This window comes from Streptomyces sp. ISL-94 (assembly GCF_018614075.1).
Classification (GTDB): domain Bacteria; phylum Actinomycetota; class Actinomycetes; order Streptomycetales; family Streptomycetaceae; genus Streptomyces.
Map to the genome: position 1 here is coordinate 1 of NZ_JAGGOZ010000113.1, position 18,913 is coordinate 18,913.

Annotated in this window: 18 protein-coding genes and 1 tRNA gene; 12 read left to right on the forward strand and 7 right to left on the reverse strand. The window is 72.1% G+C overall.

What is annotated here, in order from left to right:
* Positions 1-127: 127 nt before the first annotated feature.
* A complete protein-coding gene (locus J7E94_RS29055) occupies positions 128-1,114 on the reverse strand; it encodes an ADP-ribosylglycohydrolase family protein (RefSeq protein WP_215019782.1) in 987 nt (328 codons plus the stop codon).
* 246 nt (positions 1,115-1,360) lie between these two features.
* Here J7E94_RS29055 and J7E94_RS29060 point away from each other — a divergent pair, with 246 nt between their 5' ends.
* From J7E94_RS29060 to J7E94_RS29070, 3 genes are all read left to right on the forward strand, one after another.
* The gene (locus J7E94_RS29060) at positions 1,361-2,092 is read left to right on the forward strand and encodes a VIT1/CCC1 transporter family protein (RefSeq protein WP_215019783.1); all 732 of its coding nucleotides are present in this window, start codon (positions 1,361-1,363) and stop codon (positions 2,090-2,092) included.
* A gap of 375 nt (positions 2,093-2,467) precedes the next feature.
* Positions 2,468-7,036, forward strand: coding sequence for a glutamate synthase large subunit (gene gltB, locus J7E94_RS29065; protein WP_215019874.1), 4,569 nt, complete (start codon positions 2,468-2,470; stop codon positions 7,034-7,036).
* Positions 7,029-8,489 (forward strand): glutamate synthase subunit beta, encoded by a 1,461-nt coding sequence (locus J7E94_RS29070; protein ID WP_215019784.1) that lies wholly within the window; start codon positions 7,029-7,031, stop codon positions 8,487-8,489. Before gltB ends, J7E94_RS29070 begins: the two co-directional genes overlap by 8 nt.
* A gap of 120 nt (positions 8,490-8,609) precedes the next feature.
* Here the strand turns inward: J7E94_RS29070 and J7E94_RS29075 are convergent, their stop codons facing one another.
* Together J7E94_RS29075 and J7E94_RS29080 are read right to left on the reverse strand one after the other, a co-directional pair.
* Positions 8,610-9,392, reverse strand: a complete 783-nt coding sequence (locus J7E94_RS29075) for a GntR family transcriptional regulator (RefSeq protein ID WP_215019785.1) — start codon at positions 9,390-9,392, stop codon at positions 8,610-8,612.
* Positions 9,389-9,931 (reverse strand): GntR family transcriptional regulator, encoded by a 543-nt coding sequence (locus J7E94_RS29080; RefSeq protein ID WP_215019786.1) that lies wholly within the window; start codon positions 9,929-9,931, stop codon positions 9,389-9,391. Before J7E94_RS29080 ends, J7E94_RS29075 begins: the two co-directional genes overlap by 4 nt.
* Positions 9,932-10,071: 140 nt before the next feature.
* Here J7E94_RS29080 and J7E94_RS29085 point away from each other — a divergent pair, with 140 nt between their 5' ends.
* The 4 genes from J7E94_RS29085 (at position 10,072) to J7E94_RS29100 (ending at position 13,357) form a co-directional block, all read left to right on the forward strand.
* Complete coding sequence (locus tag J7E94_RS29085; protein WP_308345501.1) at positions 10,072-10,470, forward strand: ATP-binding protein; 399 nt, start codon at positions 10,072-10,074, stop codon at positions 10,468-10,470.
* A gap of 178 nt (positions 10,471-10,648) precedes the next feature.
* Positions 10,649-10,879: a hypothetical protein gene (locus J7E94_RS29090; protein WP_215019787.1), complete on the forward strand. Its 231-nt coding sequence runs from the start codon at positions 10,649-10,651 to the stop codon at positions 10,877-10,879.
* Positions 10,876-11,976, forward strand: coding sequence for a hypothetical protein (locus J7E94_RS29095; RefSeq protein ID WP_215019788.1), 1,101 nt, complete (start codon positions 10,876-10,878; stop codon positions 11,974-11,976). The genes J7E94_RS29090 and J7E94_RS29095 overlap by 4 nt, the downstream gene beginning before the upstream one ends.
* A 70-nt stretch (positions 11,977-12,046) precedes the next feature.
* Positions 12,047-13,357, forward strand: a complete 1,311-nt coding sequence (locus J7E94_RS29100) for a DUF1906 domain-containing protein (protein WP_215019789.1) — start codon at positions 12,047-12,049, stop codon at positions 13,355-13,357.
* Here the strand turns inward: J7E94_RS29100 and J7E94_RS29105 are convergent.
* The 3 genes from J7E94_RS29105 to J7E94_RS29115 are packed head-to-tail and all read right to left on the reverse strand — an operon-like array spanning position 13,350 to position 14,910.
* Positions 13,350-13,919, reverse strand: coding sequence for a pyridoxamine 5'-phosphate oxidase family protein (locus J7E94_RS29105; RefSeq protein ID WP_215019790.1), 570 nt, complete (start codon positions 13,917-13,919; stop codon positions 13,350-13,352). The genes J7E94_RS29100 and J7E94_RS29105 overlap by 8 nt on opposite strands.
* Positions 13,916-14,260, reverse strand: a complete 345-nt coding sequence (locus J7E94_RS36090) for a hypothetical protein (protein ID WP_215019884.1) — start codon at positions 14,258-14,260, stop codon at positions 13,916-13,918. The genes J7E94_RS29105 and J7E94_RS36090 overlap by 4 nt, the downstream gene beginning before the upstream one ends.
* A gap of 38 nt (positions 14,261-14,298) precedes the next feature.
* On the reverse strand, positions 14,299-14,910 hold the full coding sequence (locus tag J7E94_RS29115; protein ID WP_308345502.1) for a PadR family transcriptional regulator: 612 nt from the start codon (positions 14,908-14,910) through the stop codon (positions 14,299-14,301).
* Between the two features lie 105 nt (positions 14,911-15,015).
* Here J7E94_RS29115 and J7E94_RS29120 point away from each other — a divergent pair, with 105 nt between their 5' ends.
* The 3 genes from J7E94_RS29120 to J7E94_RS29130 are packed head-to-tail and all read left to right on the forward strand — an operon-like array spanning position 15,016 to position 17,315.
* Positions 15,016-15,657 (forward strand): hypothetical protein, encoded by a 642-nt coding sequence (locus J7E94_RS29120; protein ID WP_215019791.1) that lies wholly within the window; start codon positions 15,016-15,018, stop codon positions 15,655-15,657.
* A 3-nt stretch (positions 15,658-15,660) separates the two neighbouring features.
* Complete coding sequence (locus J7E94_RS29125) at positions 15,661-16,392, forward strand: SDR family NAD(P)-dependent oxidoreductase (protein WP_215019792.1); 732 nt, start codon at positions 15,661-15,663, stop codon at positions 16,390-16,392.
* Positions 16,389-17,315 carry an alpha/beta hydrolase gene (locus J7E94_RS29130; RefSeq protein ID WP_215019793.1) on the forward strand — a complete coding sequence of 309 codons (927 nt, stop codon included), beginning with the start codon at positions 16,389-16,391 and terminating at the stop codon, positions 17,313-17,315. The genes J7E94_RS29125 and J7E94_RS29130 overlap by 4 nt, the downstream gene beginning before the upstream one ends.
* 26 nt (positions 17,316-17,341) lie before the next feature.
* On the opposite strand, the gene J7E94_RS29135 is transcribed toward J7E94_RS29130, so the two are convergent.
* Positions 17,342-17,416, reverse strand: a tRNA-Ala gene (locus J7E94_RS29135).
* A gap of 68 nt (positions 17,417-17,484) precedes the next feature.
* Here J7E94_RS29135 and J7E94_RS29140 point away from each other — a divergent pair.
* Both J7E94_RS29140 and J7E94_RS29145 read left to right on the forward strand, forming a co-directional pair.
* Positions 17,485-18,036, forward strand: a complete 552-nt coding sequence (locus J7E94_RS29140; protein ID WP_215019794.1) for a hypothetical protein — start codon at positions 17,485-17,487, stop codon at positions 18,034-18,036.
* A gap of 76 nt (positions 18,037-18,112) precedes the next feature.
* Positions 18,113-18,838, forward strand: a complete 726-nt coding sequence (locus J7E94_RS29145; protein ID WP_215019795.1) for a class I SAM-dependent methyltransferase — start codon at positions 18,113-18,115, stop codon at positions 18,836-18,838.
* Positions 18,839-18,913 lie beyond the last annotated feature (75 nt).

Below are 18,913 nucleotides of genomic sequence, written 5' to 3' on the forward strand. Positions count from 1 at the left end.
GGGTGGGCGTCCGCGAGGGGGAAGGCGGCGGGTGCGGCGGCCTGGGGTTCCGGGAGCAGGAAGGCGGCGGGGAGGGGGGAGGGGCCGAGGAGGGGGGAGGGGTTGGGTGTGGCGGGGTCCGCTGGGGTCATCGGGGTGCCTCGTATTCCGGGGTGAGGAGGTCCGCGATGTCCAGGACGTGGTAGCCCCGCATTGAGGGGAGGCAGCTGCCGCGGACCGGGCCGATGGCCGAGGACCAGGGCAGGGGGATGGCGCCCGCGCCGGAGAGCGCGCCCGCGAGCGCGCCCGCCACCGCCGCGGTGGTGTCCGCGTCCCGGCCCATGTTCACCGCCGTCAGGACGGACGAGGGGAAGTCGCCCCGGCACGCCGCGAAGGCGCCGAAGGCCAGGCCGACGGCCTCCGGTGCCAGGTCCGTCCACGGGTAGCCGCCGATGACCACCGCCGAGCGCACCGCCCGCTCCCCGCGCGGGGCGGCGGTGACGGCCCGGCGCAGGGAGCGGGCCGTCCAGGAGTCCGAGGGGATGACGGACAGCGCCGCCGAGACCACCGACGCGGGGCTGCCGCCCGCCATGGCCGCGGCGACGCCCGCCGCCACCGCCTGGCCCCCGTAGATGCCCTCGCCGTCGTGGCTGACGCAGCCGTCGATGGCGACCAGCCGGGCCGCCTCCGCCGGGCGGCCCGCCGCGAACACCCCGAAGGGGGCCGCCCGCATGGCGAGCCCGTCCGACCAGGCGTGCCGGTGCTGGGCCGAGATGGGGGCCGCCAGGCCGCGCCGGAGGTTTTCGAGGGTGCCGCGCTCGCTGAAGCCCGCCCCGCGGAACGGGCCCTCGTCCAGGTCGGCGATCCAGTGGTGCCACGCGCGTTCGACGTGCGCGACGGTGAGCGCCGAGCCGTGGCGGGCCAGCAGCAGGCCCGAGAAGATCGCGTACTCCGTGTCGTCCGTGCCCGCCGGGTCGTCCGAGACGAAGCCCTCGATGCGGCCCCACTTCGCCCGGATCTCCGACGGCTTCATGTTCTCGGCGGGGGCGCCCAGCGCGTCACCCACCGCGAGGCCCAGAAGAGCGCCCCTGGCCCGTTCGAGGAGGACCTGCGGATTGCATGCAATCAGCTCCATGGCGCGCCTCTCCACTTGATGGGACTCATATTGAGCCCTTGGGGGATTTGTGCCATGGCATGCGGTTTGTCGCTCGTCGCGAAACACCCCGCGAACGCCCCCGTCACCCGGTCGCCGACCCGCAAAACCGCAGGTAAGTACGGCCTACCTTGCTGGCGGGCAGCGGAAATCGTGCGTACTTTCGAGGTGGTCAGGGGGAGCGGGGTGTCTCGCGGCGCCCGTTCGCACAAATGGGGAGACATGCGTATGTCCATCATCGACATCGAAGCACCGCTGCACACCGCGCACCGGGACAACCACACCCACCGCGACGTCAACGGCGGATGGCTGCGGCCGGCCGTCTTCGGTGCCATGGACGGGCTCGTCTCCAACCTCGCGCTCATGACCGGCGTGGCCGGCGGCGCCGTCGCCCCGCACACCATCGTGATCACCGGGCTCGCGGGCCTCGCGGCCGGCGCCTTCTCGATGGCGGCCGGCGAGTACACCTCCGTGGCCTCGCAGCGCGAGCTGGTCCTCGCCGAGCTGGACGTGGAACGCCAGCAGCTGCGCAAGCACCCCATCGACGAGATGGAGGAGCTGGCCGAGCTCTACGTCTCGCGCGGCGTCGAGCCGGCGCTCGCCCGCGAGGTCGCCATGCAGCTGTCCCGCGACCCCGAGCAGGCGCTGGAGATCCACGCCCGCGAGGAGCTCGGGATCGACCCCGACGACCTGCCCTCGCCGCTCGTCGCCGCCGTCTCGTCCTTCGGCTCCTTCGCCCTGGGGGCGCTGCTCCCCGTACTGCCGTACCTGCTCGGAGCCGCGTCCCTGTGGCCGGCGGTGCTGCTCGCCCTGGTCGGGCTTTTCGCGTGCGGCGCGGTCGTCTCCCGGGTCACCGCGCGGTCGTGGTGGTACAGCGGGCTGCGGCAGCTGGTTCTGGGTGGCGCGGCCGCCGGTGTGACGTACATCCTGGGCACGTGGATCGGTGGAGCCGTAGGCTGATCGAGCAGGGAGTGCCACACTATGCAGAGCTCCGCATAAGTAATCCGTTACCCTGCGGTTTCGGTCGTGTGTCCGCTGGGCATCACACCAGGGCGCCCGGGCAATGATGCCCGCCTCGCGCCGGGACCTTCGTCCCCGTTGATTTTCTGAAACGTTCCCGAAGGTCCCCCTCTTTTCTGCCTCGCGCATGTCCGCATGCTGGAACGACATATCCGCTTCTCGGGATTGCCGTCATCATGTAACCTGCACGAAATTTCGCAGAGGGCCAACGTCGTCCCTCGGCTATGCACATATGCCACGACGACGACGGGAGAGCCGATGCGTTCCGCATCCACGCACTCCGCGACCGGCCCCAGCACCACTGCCTGGTCGCCCATGGACGGTCGCCCCGCCCAGCAGGGCATGTACGACCCGCGCAACGAGAAGGACGCCTGCGGCGTCGGCTTCGTGGCGAACCTCACCGGCGAGGCGACCCACACCCTCGTTGAGCAGGCGCTGACCGTATTGCGGAACCTCGAGCACCGCGGCGCGACCGGCTCCGAGCCGGACTCGGGCGACGGCGCCGGAATCCTGTCCCAGGTGCCCGACGCCTTCCTGCGCGAGGTGGCCGGTTTCGACCTTCCCGAGGCCGGCGCGTACGCCGTCGGCATCGCCTTCCTCCCCGCCGACGGCCCCGCACAGGCCGTCGCCGTGGAGCAGATCGAGGCCATCGCCGCCGAGGAGAACCTGACGGTCCTCGGCTGGCGCGAGGTTCCGGTGACGCCGGACCTGCTCGGCAACGGCGCCCGCGCCACCATGCCGGCCTTCTCCCAGCTCTTCGTGAGTGGGGGCACCTCCCGGACCGAGTCTGGGGGAGGCAGCACCGGCATCGAGCTGGACCGCAAGGCCTTCGTGCTGCGCAAGCGCGCCGAGCGCGAGGCCGGGGTCTACTTCCCGTCGCTCTCCGCCCGCACCATCGTCTACAAGGGCATGCTGACCACCGGCCAGCTGGAGCCCTTCTTCCCGGACCTGTCCGACCGCCGCTTCGCGTCGACGCTCGCCCTGGTCCACTCGCGGTTCTCGACGAACACCTTCCCGTCCTGGCCGCTCGCCCACCCGTACCGCTTCGTCGCGCACAACGGCGAGATCAACACGGTCAAGGGCAACCGCAACTGGATGGAGGCCCGCGAGTCCCAGCTGGCCTCCGGCGTCTTCGGCGACGGCGCGCTGGACCGCATCTTCCCGATCTGCACCCCGGACGCCTCCGACTCGGCCTCCTTCGACGAGGTCCTGGAGCTGCTCCACCTCGGCGGCCGGTCGCTGCCGCACAGCGTGCTGATGATGATTCCGGAGGCGTGGGAGAACCACACCTCCATGGACCCGGCCCGCCGCGCGTTCTACCAGTACCACTCCACGCTGATGGAGCCCTGGGACGGCCCGGCCTGCGTCACCTTCACCGACGGCACCCAGGTCGGCGCGGTCCTCGACCGCAACGGTCTGCGCCCCGGCCGCTACTGGGTCACCGACGACGGCCTCGTCGTCCTCGGCTCCGAGGTCGGCGTGCTCGACATCGACCCGGCCAAGGTCGTCCGCAAGGGCCGCCTCCAGCCCGGCAAGATGTTCCTCGTCGACACCGCCCAGAAGCGGATCATCGAGGACGACGAGATCAAGTCCGAGCTCGCCGCCGCCGCTCCGTACGCCGAATGGCTGGAGACCGGCGAGATCGAGCTGTCGGACCTGCCCGAGCGTGAGCACATCGTGCACACCCACGCCTCGGTCACCCGCCGCCAGCAGACCTTCGGCTACACCGAGGAAGAGCTGCGCGTCATCCTCGCGCCGATGGCCCGTACCGCCGGCGAGCCGCTCGGCTCCATGGGCACGGACTCCCCGATCGCGGCCCTGTCCGAGCGCCCCCGGCTGCTCTTCGACTACTTCACGCAGCTCTTCGCGCAGGTCACCAACCCGCCGCTGGACGCCATCCGCGAGGAGCTCGTCACCTCGCTGCTGTCCTCGGTGGGCCCGCAGGGCAACCTGCTGGAGCCGACCGCCGCGTCCTGCCGCAGCGTCACCCTGCCCTTCCCGGTGATCGACAACGACGAGCTGGCCAAGCTCATCCACGTCAACGCCGACGGCGACATGCCGGGCATGAAGGCCGCCACCCTCTCGGGCCTCTACCGGGTCTCCGGCGGCGCCGAGGCGCTGGCCGCCCGGATCGCCGAGATCCGCGCCGAGGCCGACGCCGCCATCGAGGCCGGCGCCCGCCTGATCGTCCTCTCGGACCGCCACTCGGACGCCGAGCACGCGCCGATCCCGTCGCTGCTGCTCACCTCCGCCGTGCACCACCACCTCATCGCCACCAAGCAGCGCACCCAGGTGGGCCTGCTGGTCGAGGCCGGTGACGTCCGCGAGGTCCACCACGTCGCGCTGCTCATCGGCTACGGCGCCGCCGCGGTCAACCCGTACCTCGCCATGGAGTCCGTCGAGGACCTGCTGCGCGCCGGTACCTTCCTGTCCGGCCTGGAGCCGGAGCAGGCCATCAAGAACCTGATCTACGCGCTCGGCAAGGGCGTCCTGAAGGTCATGTCCAAGATGGGCATCTCCACCGTCGCCTCCTACCGCGGCGCCCAGGTCTTCGAGGCCGTCGGCCTGAACGAGGAGTTCGTCGGCACGTACTTCAGCGGCACCGCCACCAAGATCGGCGGCGCCGGCCTGGACGTCATCGCCAAGGAGGTGGCCGCCCGCCACGCCAAGGCGTACCCGGTCTCCGGCGTCCCGGCGACGCACCGCGCGCTGGAGATCGGCGGCGAGTACCAGTGGCGCCGCGAGGGCGAGCCGCACCTGTTCGACCCGGAGACGGTCTTCCGCCTCCAGCACGCCACCCGCAACCGCCGGTACGACATCTTCCGGCAGTACACGGACCGCGTGAACGAGCAGTCCGAGCGCCTGATGACGCTCCGCGGCCTGTTCGGCTTCAAGTCCGACCGCCCGTCGATCTCCATTGACGAGGTCGAGCCCGTCTCCGAGATCGTCAAGCGCTTCTCCACCGGCGCCATGTCGTACGGCTCCATCTCCAAGGAGGCGCACGAGACCCTCGCCATCGCCATGAACCAGCTGGGCGGCAAGTCCAACACGGGTGAGGGCGGCGAGGACCCGGAGCGCCTGTACGACCCGGCGCGGCGTTCGTCGATCAAGCAGGTCGCCTCCGGCCGCTTCGGCGTCACCTCCGAGTACCTGGTCAACGCGGACGACATCCAGATCAAGATGGCGCAGGGTGCCAAGCCCGGCGAGGGCGGCCAGCTGCCCGGCCACAAGGTCTACCCGTGGGTCGCCAAGACCCGGCACTCCACCCCGGGTGTCGGCCTGATCTCCCCGCCGCCGCACCACGACATCTACTCCATCGAGGACCTGGCTCAGCTGATCCACGACCTCAAGAACGCCAACCCGGCCGCACGCATCCACGTGAAGCTGGTGTCGGAGGTCGGTGTCGGCACCGTCGCCGCAGGTGTCTCCAAGGCCCACGCGGACGTCGTCCTCATCTCCGGCCACGACGGCGGTACGGGCGCCTCCCCGCTCACCTCGCTGAAGCACGCGGGCGGCCCCTGGGAGCTCGGCCTCGCCGAGACCCAGCAGACCCTGCTGCTCAACGGGCTGCGCGACCGGATCGTCGTCCAGACGGACGGCCAGCTCAAGACCGGCCGCGACGTCATCATCGCCGCGCTGCTCGGCGCCGAGGAGTTCGGTTTCGCGACCGCGCCGCTCGTCGTCTCCGGCTGCGTCATGATGCGCGTCTGCCACCTGGACACCTGCCCGGTCGGCATCGCCACGCAGAACCCGGTCCTGCGAGACCGCTTCTCCGGCAAGCCGGAGTTCGTCGTCAACTTCTTCGAGTTCATCGCGGAGGAGGTGCGCGAGATCCTCGCCGAGCTGGGCTTCCGTACCATCGAGGAGGCCGTCGGCCACGCCGAGCTGCTCGACACCACCAAGGCCGTCACGCACTGGAAGGCCCAGGGACTCGACCTCGAGCCCCTCTTCTACGTGCCGGAGCTGCCCGACGGCGCGGTCCGCCACGCCCTGATCGAGCAGGACCACGGTCTGGAGAAGGCCCTCGACAACGAGCTGATCGAGCTCGCGGCCGACGCGCTGAACGCCGAGTCCGCCGAGGCCGCCCAGCCGGTCCGCGCGCAGGTCGCCATCCGGAACATCAACCGGACCGTCGGCACCATGCTCGGCCACGAGGTCACCAAGAGGTTCGGTGGTGCGGGCCTGCCCGACAACACGATCGACCTGACCTTCACGGGCAGCGCCGGCCAGTCCTTCGGCGCCTTCCTGCCGCGCGGCATCACGCTGCGCCTGGAGGGTGACGCCAACGACTACGTCGGCAAGGGCCTCTCCGGCGGCCGCATCGTGGTCCGGCCGGACCGCGGCGCCGACCACCTCGCCGAGTACTCCACCATCGCCGGCAACACCATCGGCTACGGAGCCACCGGCGGCGAGATGTTCCTGCGCGGCCGCACCGGCGAGCGCTTCTGCGTCCGCAACTCCGGCGCCCTGGTCGTCTCGGAGGGCGTGGGCGACCACGGCTGCGAGTACATGACCGGCGGCCAGGCGGTCGTCCTGGGCGAGACGGGCCGCAACTTCGCGGCCGGCATGTCGGGCGGCGTCGCGTACGTGATCGACCTCGACCGCAACAACGTCAACGCCGGGAACACCGAGGCGGTCGAGACCGACCTCTCCGACGCCGACAAGCAGTGGCTGCACGATGTGGTGCGCCGCCACGAGGAGGAGACCGGCTCGACCGTGGCCGCGAAGCTCCTGGCTGACTGGTCCGTCGCGGTGGACCGCTTCAGCAAGATCATCCCGACCACGTACAAGGCAGTGCTCGCCGCCAAGGACGCCGCTGAGCTCGCCGGACTCTCGGAATCCGAGACCACGGAGAAGATGATGGAGGCGGCGACCCATGGCTGACCCGAAGGGCTTCCTCACCACCCCCCGCGAGACCGCCTGCACCCGTCCTGTGGCCGACCGCCTCACGGACTGGAACGAGGTCTACGTTCCGGGCTCGCTGCTGCCGATCATCAGCAAGCAGGCCGGCCGCTGCATGGACTGCGGCATCCCGTTCTGCCACAACGGGTGCCCGCTCGGGAACCTGATCCCGGAGTGGAACGACTTCGCGTACCGCGAGGACTGGACCGCGGCCTCGGAGCGCCTGCACGCGACGAACAACTTCCCGGAGTTCACGGGCCGCCTGTGTCCGGCCCCGTGTGAGTCGGCGTGCGTCCTCGGCATCAACCAGCCGGCCGTCACGATCAAGAACGTCGAAGTCTCGATCATCGACAAGGCCTGGGACAACGGCGACGTCACCCCGCAGGCGCCGGAGCGCCTGTCCGGCAAGACGGCCGCCGTCATCGGCTCGGGTCCGGCCGGTCTGGCCGCGGCCCAGCAGCTGACGCGGGCCGGACACACCGTGGTGGTGTACGAGCGCGCCGACCGCATCGGCGGTCTGCTCCGCTACGGCATCCCCGAGTTCAAGATGGAGAAGGTGCACATCAACCGCCGCATCGAGCAGATGCGTGCGGAGGGCACCAAGTTCCGTACCGGCATCGAGATCGGCCGCGACCTGACCGCGACCGACCTGCGCAAGCGGTTCGACGCGGTCGTCATCGCGGCCGGCGCGACGGTCTCCCGCGACCTGCTGGTCCCGGGCCGCGACCTCAAGGGCATCCACTTCGCGATGGAGTACCTGCCGCTCGCGAACAAGGTCCAGGAGGGCGACTTCATGGCGCCCCCCATCACGGCCGAGGGCAAGCACGTGGTCGTCATCGGCGGCGGCGACACCGGCGCGGACTGCGTGGGCACCGCCCACCGCCAGGGCGCGGCCTCCGTCACGCAGCTGGAGATCATGCCGAAGCCCGGCGAGGAGCGGAACGCCAACCAGCCCTGGCCGACGTTCCCCATGCTGTACAAGGTCACCTCGGCGCACGAGGAGGGCGGCGAGCGGGTCTACTCCGTCTCCACCACCCATTTCGAGGGCGACGAGGACGGCAACGTCCAGGCCCTGCACCTGGTCGAGGTCGAGTTCGTGGACGGCAAGCTCGTCCATAAGCCGGGCACCGAGCGCGTCCTCCCCGCGCAGCTGGTCACCCTGGCGATGGGCTTCACGGGCACGGACCAGGAGAACGGCCTGGTCCAGCAGTTCGGCCTGGCGCTGGACGCCCGCGGCAACATCGAGCGCGACGCCTCCTATGCGACCAACGTCGACGGTGTCTTCGTCGCCGGCGACGCGGGCCGCGGCCAGTCGCTCATCGTCTGGGCCATCGCGGAAGGCCGCTCGGCCGCCCGCGGCGTGGACCGCTTCCTGACCGGCAGCAGCGCCCTCCCGTACCCCGTCAAGCCGACGGACCGCTCCCTGACGGTGTAACCCCGTCATCCCTCCCTCCGGGGAGACCCCTCATACGGTCCGTACAACGGCGTACGGAAACCTGACGCAGCGCCCGCCATAGTCCCCGACCAGGGATGGCGGGCGCTGTGGCGTTCGCCCTCAGGGCGCGGGCGTGAACTCGTACTGGAGCTCGTAGAGGTGCCCGGCCTTCACCATGACGGTGACTTCGACCGGGCGGTCATCCGGGCCGTGGACCGTGCGGAGGGTACGCAACACAGGCAGCTCTCCGGGAAGTCGCAGGGCGGTGTACTGCTCCTGTGTCGCGACCCGCGCGGAGATCCGGTCGACGCTGCGGCGCGGCGGGAAGCCGAGCTCTGCCAGCAGGGTCGGGGTGCCGCCCCGGATCCGGCGGGACTCCGCGAGGGCGGTGCCGCGTGCGAGCTCCGGCCGGTAGTACGAGCTCACCAGCTCGGCAGGTTCGTCATCGATGCTGATCAGCTGGCGCCGACAGACCGCCGGGCTGCCCTCCGGGAGCCCCAGCGCGGTGGCGATATCGCCGCGTACGGTCACCTCTTCCACGGCCAGCAGAATGCTGCGAGCCGCTGACGGCCGTTCCCCGGCCTCGACGAGCCACGGGTACGGTGCCCCATTGGCTGCCGGAGCCAGGGAGCCCGCGGGCCGGACGGTGCGCTGCCGGTTCTCCCGTACGGTCACGGCCGCGCCCGCCCGGCCGACGGCGAGTCCCTCGTCCTTGAGGAGCTGCACGGCCTTCTGGATCGTGGCGTTGGAGGCCTCGAACCGTGCCTTGAGCTGCGCGGTCGAGGGCAGCTTCGCCCCGGGTGCGAGGTCGCCGCTCATGATCTCGTCGCGGAGATCGGCCGCGATGCGGGCATGGAGCGGTCGGGGATCGAGGTCGGCGGCTTCGGGGTGGGGCACGGTCATCCGATCCTGATCTCGTACCGCAGTTGCTGGCGCGCGGCGGGCATGACCATCACGTCGGCCTGGATCGGTCGGTCCGCCGAGTCGTAGGTGGTCCGGGCGAGTTGCAGGACCGGTTCGCCCGCCGCGAGACGGAGCTGCTCGCACTCGCCGGCGCTGGGCATCCTCGCTGTCACGTTCTCGACGACGCGTACGCCGACGTGCCCCAGGTCGGCCAGCAGTGTCAGGGCGCCACCGCGGATCTTCGCCGTGCCGGCCAGTGGAGTTCCCGCGGCGATGTCCACCGGGTAGTACGTGTCGGTCAACTCGGTCGGCTCACCGTCGAGTTCGATGATCCTGCGGCGCACGACAACGGCATCTCCGGCCATCAGGTCCAGAGCGAGGGCGACATCGGCCGGGGCCCGGGTCTCCCCGGCGTGGATGATGCGCTGGCTGCCCCGACGGCCTGCCGCCTTGGCTTCTTCGCTCCAGGCGTCCGGTTGCCCTGAGGTGCGGGGCGTCAGGTAGGGCATCGACGTACTGGTCCATCCGCTGCCGCTCACGCCGCCTCCTGCACATCCGACTCGCTCTGCCGTCCCCCACGTTAAGCGACGGCCCCGATGTGACCTACCCTCGCAAGCCTTGCCGCTTTTCGCGAATAGCGGTACGTTCTGTGTGGCCTTGGAAGCTCAGCGTTAAGGCGGTGGGGTGGTATGCCCTTGTCCCGGCAGCAGCGTTTCCCTCGGACTCGCGTCTCGTGCGCGCGGCCCGTCAGTTTGTAGGCGACACCCTCGCCGAGTGGGGCGTGTCCGAGCGGCGGGATGACATACGGCTCTGCGTCTCAGAGCTGGCTGCGAACGCCGTTCTGCGCGGTGTCCCGCTCGGGCGCGAGTTCTCGGTGCGGCTGGCGCGGGAGGACGGGGTGTTGTGGATCGAAGTCCGTGACAGTGGCCCGGGACATCCGGTCGTACGGCACCCCGACTTCGATGCCCAGACCGGGCGGGGGCTGTGGTTGGTGACGGCGCTTGCGGACGAGTTCGAGATCCGCGACGAAAGGGTGGGCAAATCGGCCTTGGTCGGCTTCAAGTTGGCGCCGGTGTGAGCCACCTGGTCGGCCTGGTGCCCGCCGAGTCCCCGGCCGGGGGGGCGGGCGCCGCGCCGACCTTCCTTGCCCGGCGGCGACGTTGGGGAGTGCAGTGCTACCCACGAGTATTGACTAATAGTCAATACGGGGTCACCCTCGGGACGAGCCGTCGTCTCTTGTGGGTGGAGGTCGTGCCGTGGGCGAGCAGCATGGACAGGAACTCGAGCGGTTGGCGGGGGAGTTGGGTGGTGTGCGGCCTCCTGGGTCGTTCGCCGGTCTGGCCGGCGCCGAGTTGGCGCGGCTTGCCGACGCGGTGCGGGACGAGCGGGCGCGGCAGGCCGGGGGGCTGAACGAGGCCGCCGAGGAGGCGCTCAAGCTGGTGCCTGGCCTCGCGCGTGGGGCCGTGCGCAAGGTGTTGTTCCGGTGAGCGCCGCGGGTCGTGCCGAGGTGGAGAAGGTCGGTCGGCTGCTGGGGCTTGACACCGCCGCGGTGGGGTTTCTGGCCGGGCTGCCGGGTGAGGATGTGCGGGCCTTCCGGGAGCGGGCCGCCGCCGTGCTGTTCGACGGTGCCCCCGAGATGCTCGACCGGATCGCCGCCGCCACCAGGCTGGTGCCCGCCGGGGTCGCCGCCGCCATCTCGCAGAAGGCGCTCGGCCCCCGGCTGGCGGCCGCCGTCGCGGGGCGGCTGGAGGCCGGGCGGGCCGCCGACATCATCGAGAAGCTGCCCGTGTCGTTCACGGCCGAGTCCTGTGCCCACCTCGACCCGCGGAAGATCGCCGCGATCGTGGACCGGCTCGACGAGGGGCTCGTCGTACGGATCGCCGTCGTGCTCGCCGCGAACGGCGACCACCTCACGATGGGCCGGTTCGTCGGGCACCTGCGCGACCATGTGCTCGGGCGGACCCTGGAGCAGGTCGGCGACGCCGACGTGCTGAAGGCCGGGTTCTACGTGGACCAGCCCGAGCGGCTGCCCCGGATCCTCGAACTCATGGGGGACGAGCGGCTCGGCTCGGTCGTCCGCACCGCCTCGGCCGCCGGGCTCTGGGAGGAGGCCCTCGCCGTCGCCGCCATGGTCGGCGGGGAGCAGCGGCTGCGGATCGCCCAGCTCACCGCCCGTCTCGACGGGGCCGCGCTGGACTCACTCGTGCGGGTGACGCACGATCAGGGGCTGTGGGAGACGCTGCTGCCCCTCGTCGCCCTGCTCGGCGCGCAGGACCGGCTCGCCGTGGCCCGGCTGGACTCCCTGCGGGATCCGCAGGTGCTGGCCGGCGTGGTCCGGGCCGTCGTGGCGACCGGGCTGTGGGGCGAGTTCCTGCCGCTGGTCGGCGTCCTGCCCGGGGAAGCGCGCAAGGTGGTCGCGGACGCCGCCGCCGCGCTCGGCGACACCGAACTGGACGCACTCGTCCGGGAGGTCGGCAAACAGGACCTGTGGGAGCTGGTCCTGCCCCTCGTCGAGCTGATGGACGAGGCCGGCAAGCAGCGCGTCTTCGACCTCCCCGCCTTCCAGGACCAGCCGGCGCCCTGAGCCGTACGGACCATCTGCGGGGTCCCTCGGCCGCGTTGAGGGGCCCCGCCGTCTGCTAACCATCCGGATCATGACCCCCTTTCGAACCCTGCTGAGCGGCTTCCTCGGCGCCGCCCTGCTGGTCCCCGTACTCCCCGCGGCGACGACCGCCGCCGCCGACGCCCGGACCGTCGACGCGCGAACCATCGACTACGCCGGTCTGCGCCTCACCGTCCCCCCCGACTGGCGGATCGTCGACCTCGGCCTCGACCCCGACGCCTGCCTGCGCCTGGACCTGCCCACTCTCTACCTCGGCCACGCCGGCACCCAGAGCCGGTGCACCGGCCGGGCCGTCGCCGACCGTGCCGACACCCTCCACCTCGAACCCCTCGACGGAGCCCCGCAGCGCGCCGACATCCTCACGATCGCCGTCGACTCCGCAACCGCGCTGCCCGAGGACCCGCCCCAGTCCGACAGCAACGAGCTGCGGTACGCCCTGCCCCGGCCCGGGGTCATGGCCACCGTCTCCTACGGGGCCGCGCCCGACGCCGTACGCCGGGTCCTGGCGCGCGCCCGCGCCGTGACCCCCGGCGCCCCCGCGGGCCCCCGGCCCCCAGCCGAGCCGGCGGTGGCCACCGACGGGGACACGCCCCGTACCGCACAGGCGCCCTTCACCGGCGAGGGCTTCGATGCCTGCACCGCCCCCAACCAGCGGTCCATGGACACCTGGCGGGCCGATTCCCCCTTCGGCGCGATCGGCATCTACATCGGCGGCCGCGCCCGGGCCTGCGCCCAGCCGCAGCTCACGGCCGACTGGGTCCGGCGGCAGGCCGACGGGGGCTGGCACCTCATGCCGATCTGGGTGGGCCCCCAGCCCTGGAACAGCTCCAGTACCGGCCTGTCCACCGACCCCTCCGAGGCCGATGCGCAGGGCCGGTCCGCCGCCGACGGCGCGGCGGCCGCCGCGGAGTCCCTGGGACTGCCCCCGGACACCGTGCTCTACAACGACGTGGAGGGCTACACCGACCGCGCCACCTGGGACGCCCCGGTCGTCTCCTACCTGACCGCCTGGACGGTCCGGCTGCACGAGCTGGGCTACCGCTCCGCCGCCTACGTCTCGGCCGGCTCCGGGGCCAAGGCGCTGAGCGCCCACTACCACCAGGCCCCCCAGGCCATGCCGGACGTGCTGTGGGTCGCCCGCTGGAACGACTCGCCCTCCGTCAGCGACGCCGACATGGGCCTGCCCGCGGGCACCGACCAGTGGGCCGGCCGGCGCCGCGCCCACCAGTTCCGCGGCGACCACGACGCCTCCTACGGCGGGGTCACCATCAACATCGACCGCAACTGGCTCGACATCGACCCCTCCGTCCTCGGGCCCGGCTCCCTCTTCCCGCTCAGTTAGCGGGACCCTCCGGAGCCGGGGCGGCCGGACTCGCCGGGGCGGCCGGACCCGCAGCGGCCGGCGGGTCCTCCCTCGGCGGTTCGTCGTCATTGCCCCGGCGGATGGTGCGCAGGCCGCGCACCGGGGTCCAGGACCGCACCACCAGATCGTCTCCCTCCACGCCGATGCGGACCACCTCCGTCAGATCGGCGTGGAAGAGGTGGAAGGGGTGCGGGGTGTCCGTCTCCTCCGCGTACCGGTGCAGTTCGGGCGGATCCACCAGCTCCAGCGCGCGCCCGGAGATCCGTACGTCCCCGTCCGGCATCTCCTCGCCCGCGCCCGGATTGGTGTGCAGGGCGAACCGCGGGTCGCGCTGGAGGTCCCGGGCCTTCAGGGAGCCCGCCATCATGCCCAGCCACAGCTCCCCGCCGCGGATGTCGACATTCAGCCCGGCCAGCCGCGGGGAGCCGTCCTTGCGGAGAGTGGCCAGGACATGGTGCGGATACTGCGCGAAGCGGGCCTGGACGGCCGCCGCGAACTCCGGCTCGGCCTTCTCGAACACTGCCCAGTTGTTCGTCGTCATACGCCCATCAAAGCGCGTGGCTCCGACAGCCGCCGCTCAGACGCGCACGCCGAGGAACTCCAGTTCGGCCGCCAGCCGTTCCCGGTGGTGACCTGCTCGGCGGCCATGCGCGCCAGGATGCGGTCGGTGTCGTAGACGGCCTCGGGGAGCATGGTGACCCCGCGCAGCAGGCAGGCCAGGACGCCCGCCTTGTAGCCGAAGGTGTGGAAGAACGGGTTGACCAGCAGGTACCGGTCGCCGGGGCGCAGGGTGACCAGCTCGGACCAGGAGCTGTAGGGCCGGATCGCGACGGCGGCGACCACGCCATCGTGCTCGGCCGCGTCACCGACCTGACCGCGCACCGCGCCGGCGAGCCGCCGCTGCTCTACTTCCGGCGCGCCTACGGGCGCTTGCCGAGCTCCTCGATGTCGGCGAGCATGGCGGCCGCCAGGTCGCGCTCGGAGGCGTAGTACCGCTCGGCCCACTTGAGGGTGAGCGTCGGGTACGCCCACGCGGTCTCGCCCTGGGCGCCCTCCACGTCGGCCACCGCGCGACGGCGCATCTTCTCGGCGAACTCCTGGTGCTGTACGAGGACTTCGCGCATCTTCTCCGGCTCCAGCAGGTGGCCCAGCCACAGCCGCAGCATCGGCCCGTGCTTGAGCACCGGCGGGTCGACCGGGGTCTCGCGCGCCCACTCCCGTACGGCCGTCATGCCTTCGTCGGTGATCCGGTACACCCGCTTGTCGCGGGTGCCGCTCTCCGGGGCGACCAGCCGTGAGGAGGCGTAGCCGGCCTTCTCCAGCCGCTTGAGCTCGCCGTAGATCTGGCTGAAGGACGGGCTCCAGTAGAAGAACCGCAGCGACCAGTCCGACCACTTCTTCAGGTCGTAGCCGGAGAGCTCCTCCCCGAAGGAGAGCAGGCCGAGCACCGCCCAGCTGGTCGCGGGGAGCGTGGGCTTCTGCGCTTCGCCTGCCGTCTCGTTCGCCGTCTCGCCTGCCGTCTCTTCTGCCACGCAGCGCAGTCTACGACCGGTCCCCGCGGCGCCCTTCCCCCTGCGGGGTGTGCCTGCTAGAAGTATTCCTATTAGAAATAACTCCCTGGACGGAGGGACCTCACTGTGAAGTTCTCGATGATCTTCGAGGCGCAGCTCGTCGACCCCACCCCCGAACGCGAGCGCCAGGTCATCCACGACTGCGTGGAACAGGCCGTCTTCGCCGAGGAGATGGGCTTCGACCGGATCTGGGCCGACGTCCGCGCGATGCGCAAGGTCTACGACGAGGCCATCGCCACCCGCGGCGGAGAGCGCTTCGTGTCGGAAGAGGTCAACGACCACCTCTCCGCCCTCTGCCCGACCATCGTCCTCGACGACGACGCCGAGCGGGCGCTGCGGCTCGGCACCCGGGGGCAGCGGTTCTTCGCCGAGTCCATCGCGCACTGGTACGGCAACGGCCCCCAACCCACCGGCGGGGAGGACGAGGACCACGCGGCCGCCCTGGCACAGAGCCGCGAGGAACTCGTCGCCAAGCTGCACGAGGCGAACATCCCGGCCCGCCCCGTCGACACCGGCACCTACAACGCGGAACACGCCTACGGCAGCGCCGAGACGGCCGTCGCCTACGTCGAGCAGCTGCGCGAGATCGGCGTCGACGAGGTGATGTGCCTGATCCAGATGGGCACCGTGCCGCAGGAGGCGTGCATGGAGACCATCCGCCAGTGGGGCGAGAAGGTCATCCCGCACTTCCGCGCGCTGGAGGGCTGAGCCGTGGGTGTCTGCCTCGACGGGAAGGTCGTCGTCATCACCGGCGCCGGGCGCGGTCAGGGCGCGGCCGAGGCCCGGCTGTGCGCCGCGGCCGGGGCGCGGGTCGTCGTCACCGACGTACGGGAGGACGAGGGCCGGGCGGTGGCCGCGGAACTCGGCGACCAGGGGCTGTACGTACGGCACGACGTGGCCGACGCGGCAGGTTGGGCAGGGGTGGTGGAGGCGGCGGTCACGGCCTTCGGCACGGTCTCGGCGCTGGTCAACAACGCGGCGCTGTGGCGCACGGCGCACGTGGAGGAGCAGAGCCCCGAAGGCTTCGAGGCCCTTCTGCGGGTCAACCTGCTGGGGCCGTTCCTCGGCATACAGGCGGTGGCGCCGGTCCTGCGGGCGGGCGGCGGCGGCTCGATCGTCAACATCTCCTCGACGGCCGGACTGGTCGGGATACCGGGCCACGCGGCCTACGGCTCCACCAAGTTCGGGCTGCGCGGGCTGACCCGGTCGGCGGCGCTGGACCTGGCGCCGGACCGGATCCGGGTCAACTCGGTGCATCCCGGGGCCATCGACACCCCGATGGTGGCCGAGGCGGTCGCCGGGCGGGACTGGTCGCACGTGCCGCTGGGCCGCATGGGGCGGCCGGAGGAGGTCGGGGAGCTGGTCCTCTTCCTCTGCTCGGACGCGTCCTCGTACGTGACGGGCACGGAGTTCACGGTCGACGGAGGGATGACGGCGGCATGAGCCATCCCAGCGATCCGAGCCATCCCAGCGATCCCAGCGATCCGAGCGATCTCCTGTCACCGGCGGCCAGGCTGATGTGCGACGCGATGGCGGCCGGTTTCCCCGGCCCCGGCGATCCCGCGGTCCTGCGGGCGGCGGCGGTACCCGGCCCGCGCGGCCCGGAGGTGGCGTCGGTGTACGACACCGACGCCCCGGGCGTCCCCGTCCGCGTCTACGATCCCGCCCCGGGAGCCGTCGGCCGCCCCCTGGTGGTCTACCTCCACGGCGGCGGCTGGGTGATGTGCGGCCTGGACACCCACGACGCGCTGTGCCGGTCCCTGGCGGCGGCCTCGGGTGCGGTGCTGGTCTCGGCGGACTACCGGCTCGCCCCCGAACACCCCTGGCCGGCGGCGCCGGACGACGCGCTGGCCGTACTGCTGTGGGCGCGCGCGCAGGCGCGGGCGCTGGGCTGCGACCCGGCCCGGCTGGTGGTGGCGGGGGACTCCAGCGGCGGCAACCTCGCGGCCGTCACCGCGCTGCGGGCGCCCGAACTGGTCGCGGGCCAGCTGCTGTTCTATCCGCCGCTGGACGCGTCGATGGACTCCGCCTCCGTGGAGGCCTTCGCGGAGGGCTACTTCCACACCGCCGCGCACATGGCCTGGTACTGGGACACCTACGGCGGCGACCCGGCCCACCCGCACGTCTCCCCGCTGCGTGCCCCCGACCTGTCCGGGCTCCCGCGCACCCTGATCGTCCTCGCGGACTGCGACGTGCTGCGGGACGAGGGCCTCGCGTACGCACGCCGGCTCGCGGCAGCGGGCGTCGACTGCACGGTCCAGCTCCACCCGGGCGTCTTCCACGGCTTCCTGGGGCTTCCCCTGCCGGCCGCGGCGGCCGCCCGGAGCGCGGCGGCGGCATGGGTGGCGACCACGGACGCGCGGTAGCCCGCGAAGAAACAGGAGGACAGGGGGGCGGGGCGGCCGGATTCGAACCGGCGTCCTCCTCCATGCTGTGTAGGCGCACTACCTCTGTGCTACGACCCCGCCCTTGCCCCGCATCCTACGAGGCGCCTGGGGAGGGCTGCACCCGGATTTCCCCGGACATGATGTGTCCATGGCTGAACTGGTCCGGCGGGTGCCGGGGGCGATTCTGCGCAACTGCCTTGTGCTGGCCGGGGAGTTCGGGGCGATCCTGCTGCTGCGGGACCTGGAGGGTGCCTGGGTGCCGATCCTGCTGGCCCTCTTCGTCCTCGGGGCGGCCGTGCCGCACGGCACCAACGCGGAGTTCGTGGCCCGTACCGCCGTCGCGCTCGCCGCGGCCGGGATCGCGGTGACCGGCTGGATCGCCTGGGACCGGCACACGCTCCACGAGCGCGGCCGCGAGCAAACGGCGGTGGTCGCGTCGCGGACGATGGTGGAGGACGGCTCCGGCCACACCCCGTCGCTGCGGCTGCGCACCGAGGGCGGCCGCGACCTCCCCGGGCCGGTGGCCAAGGACCTCCCGGTCGGCGCGCGGCTGACGGTGACGGCGGATCCGGACGGCCCCGCCTGGTCCCTGGGCCCCCGCCCGGCCGAACCGCTCTGGCGGGCCGCGGGCGCGGGCGTCCTGCTCCTGATCCAGACCGCCACCCTCACCCGTATCTCCCTGCGCCCCGCCCGGGCTTGAGACCCTGGCCTACGTCCCGCCGGAGGCCGGCGGCAACGCGCTGGACCGGCTTCCGGTGATCGCCAAGAATGGCCGCATGACGTCACGCGCCAGGTCCTTCGATGCCGCCGCCGCGCAGTACCGGGCCTACCGTCCCGCCTACCCGGCGGCGCTCTTCGACGCCGTCGAGGAGCTCGCCGGGCGGCCGCTCGCCGGGGCGCGGGTGGCCGACGTGGGGGCGGGGACCGGGATCGCCACCGCGCTGCTGCGCGCCCGCGGGGCCGAGGTCCTCGCCGTAGAGCCCGGGGACGGCATGGCCGCCGAGTTCCGGCGGGCCAACCCCGGCATCCCGATCGTGCGCGGCGACGGCGACCGGCTGCCGCTGGCGAGTGCCGCGTTCGACTTCCTCACCTACGCCCAGGCCTGGCACTGGACCGATCCCGCCCGCGCCGTCCCCGAGGCCCGCCGTGTGCTGCGCCCCGGCGGCGCGCTCGCGCTGTGGTGGAACGACCTGGACACCACCGTCCCGTGGATCGCCGAGCAGGACGCGCGGATCCGGGCCTTCATCGGGGAGATCGGGCTGCCGCCGCGCGAAACCACGGACGGGCTCGACATCACCGGCCGGCGGGAGGTCCGCTGGTCGCGGCGGATCCCCCTGGAGGCGCACCTCGCCAACCAGGCGAGCCACTCCGCCTTCCTCCTCCTCGGGGAGGCCCGTACCAGGGAGTTCATGGACGCCGAGCGGGAGCGGCTGCCGGCCCTCTTCCCCGACGGGTCCGTCGAGGAGCCGTACGTGGTCAGCCTCAGCGTCGCCCTCGTATGACCGCCTTCGTATGACCGCCCTGGTATGACCGCCTTTGTACGAGACGCCACTGGACAGCGCGTCCCGCGCGGGTGA

What these genes read in the sequence shown, in the direction of transcription:
- J7E94_RS29055 (WP_215019782.1), bottom strand. Translation starts at nt 1,114, where the DNA reads ATGGAGCTGATTGCATGCAATCCGCAGGTCCTCCTCGAACGGGCCAGG.
- J7E94_RS29060 (WP_215019783.1), top strand. Translation starts at nt 1,361, where the DNA reads ATGTCCATCATCGACATCGAAGCACCGCTGCACACCGCGCACCGGGAC.
- gltB (WP_215019874.1), top strand. Translation starts at nt 2,468, where the DNA reads ATGGACGGTCGCCCCGCCCAGCAGGGCATGTACGACCCGCGCAACGAG.
- J7E94_RS29070 (WP_215019784.1), top strand. Translation starts at nt 7,029, where the DNA reads ATGGCTGACCCGAAGGGCTTCCTCACCACCCCCCGCGAGACCGCCTGC.
- J7E94_RS29075 (WP_215019785.1), bottom strand. Translation starts at nt 9,392, where the DNA reads ATGACCGTGCCCCACCCCGAAGCCGCCGACCTCGATCCCCGACCGCTC.
- J7E94_RS29100 (WP_215019789.1), top strand. Translation starts at nt 12,047, where the DNA reads ATGACCCCCTTTCGAACCCTGCTGAGCGGCTTCCTCGGCGCCGCCCTG.
- J7E94_RS29105 (WP_215019790.1), bottom strand. Translation starts at nt 13,919, where the DNA reads ATGACGACGAACAACTGGGCAGTGTTCGAGAAGGCCGAGCCGGAGTTC.
- J7E94_RS29130 (WP_215019793.1), top strand. Translation starts at nt 16,389, where the DNA reads ATGAGCCATCCCAGCGATCCGAGCCATCCCAGCGATCCCAGCGATCCG.
- J7E94_RS29140 (WP_215019794.1), top strand. Translation starts at nt 17,485, where the DNA reads ATGGCTGAACTGGTCCGGCGGGTGCCGGGGGCGATTCTGCGCAACTGC.
- J7E94_RS29145 (WP_215019795.1), top strand. Translation starts at nt 18,113, where the DNA reads ATGACGTCACGCGCCAGGTCCTTCGATGCCGCCGCCGCGCAGTACCGG.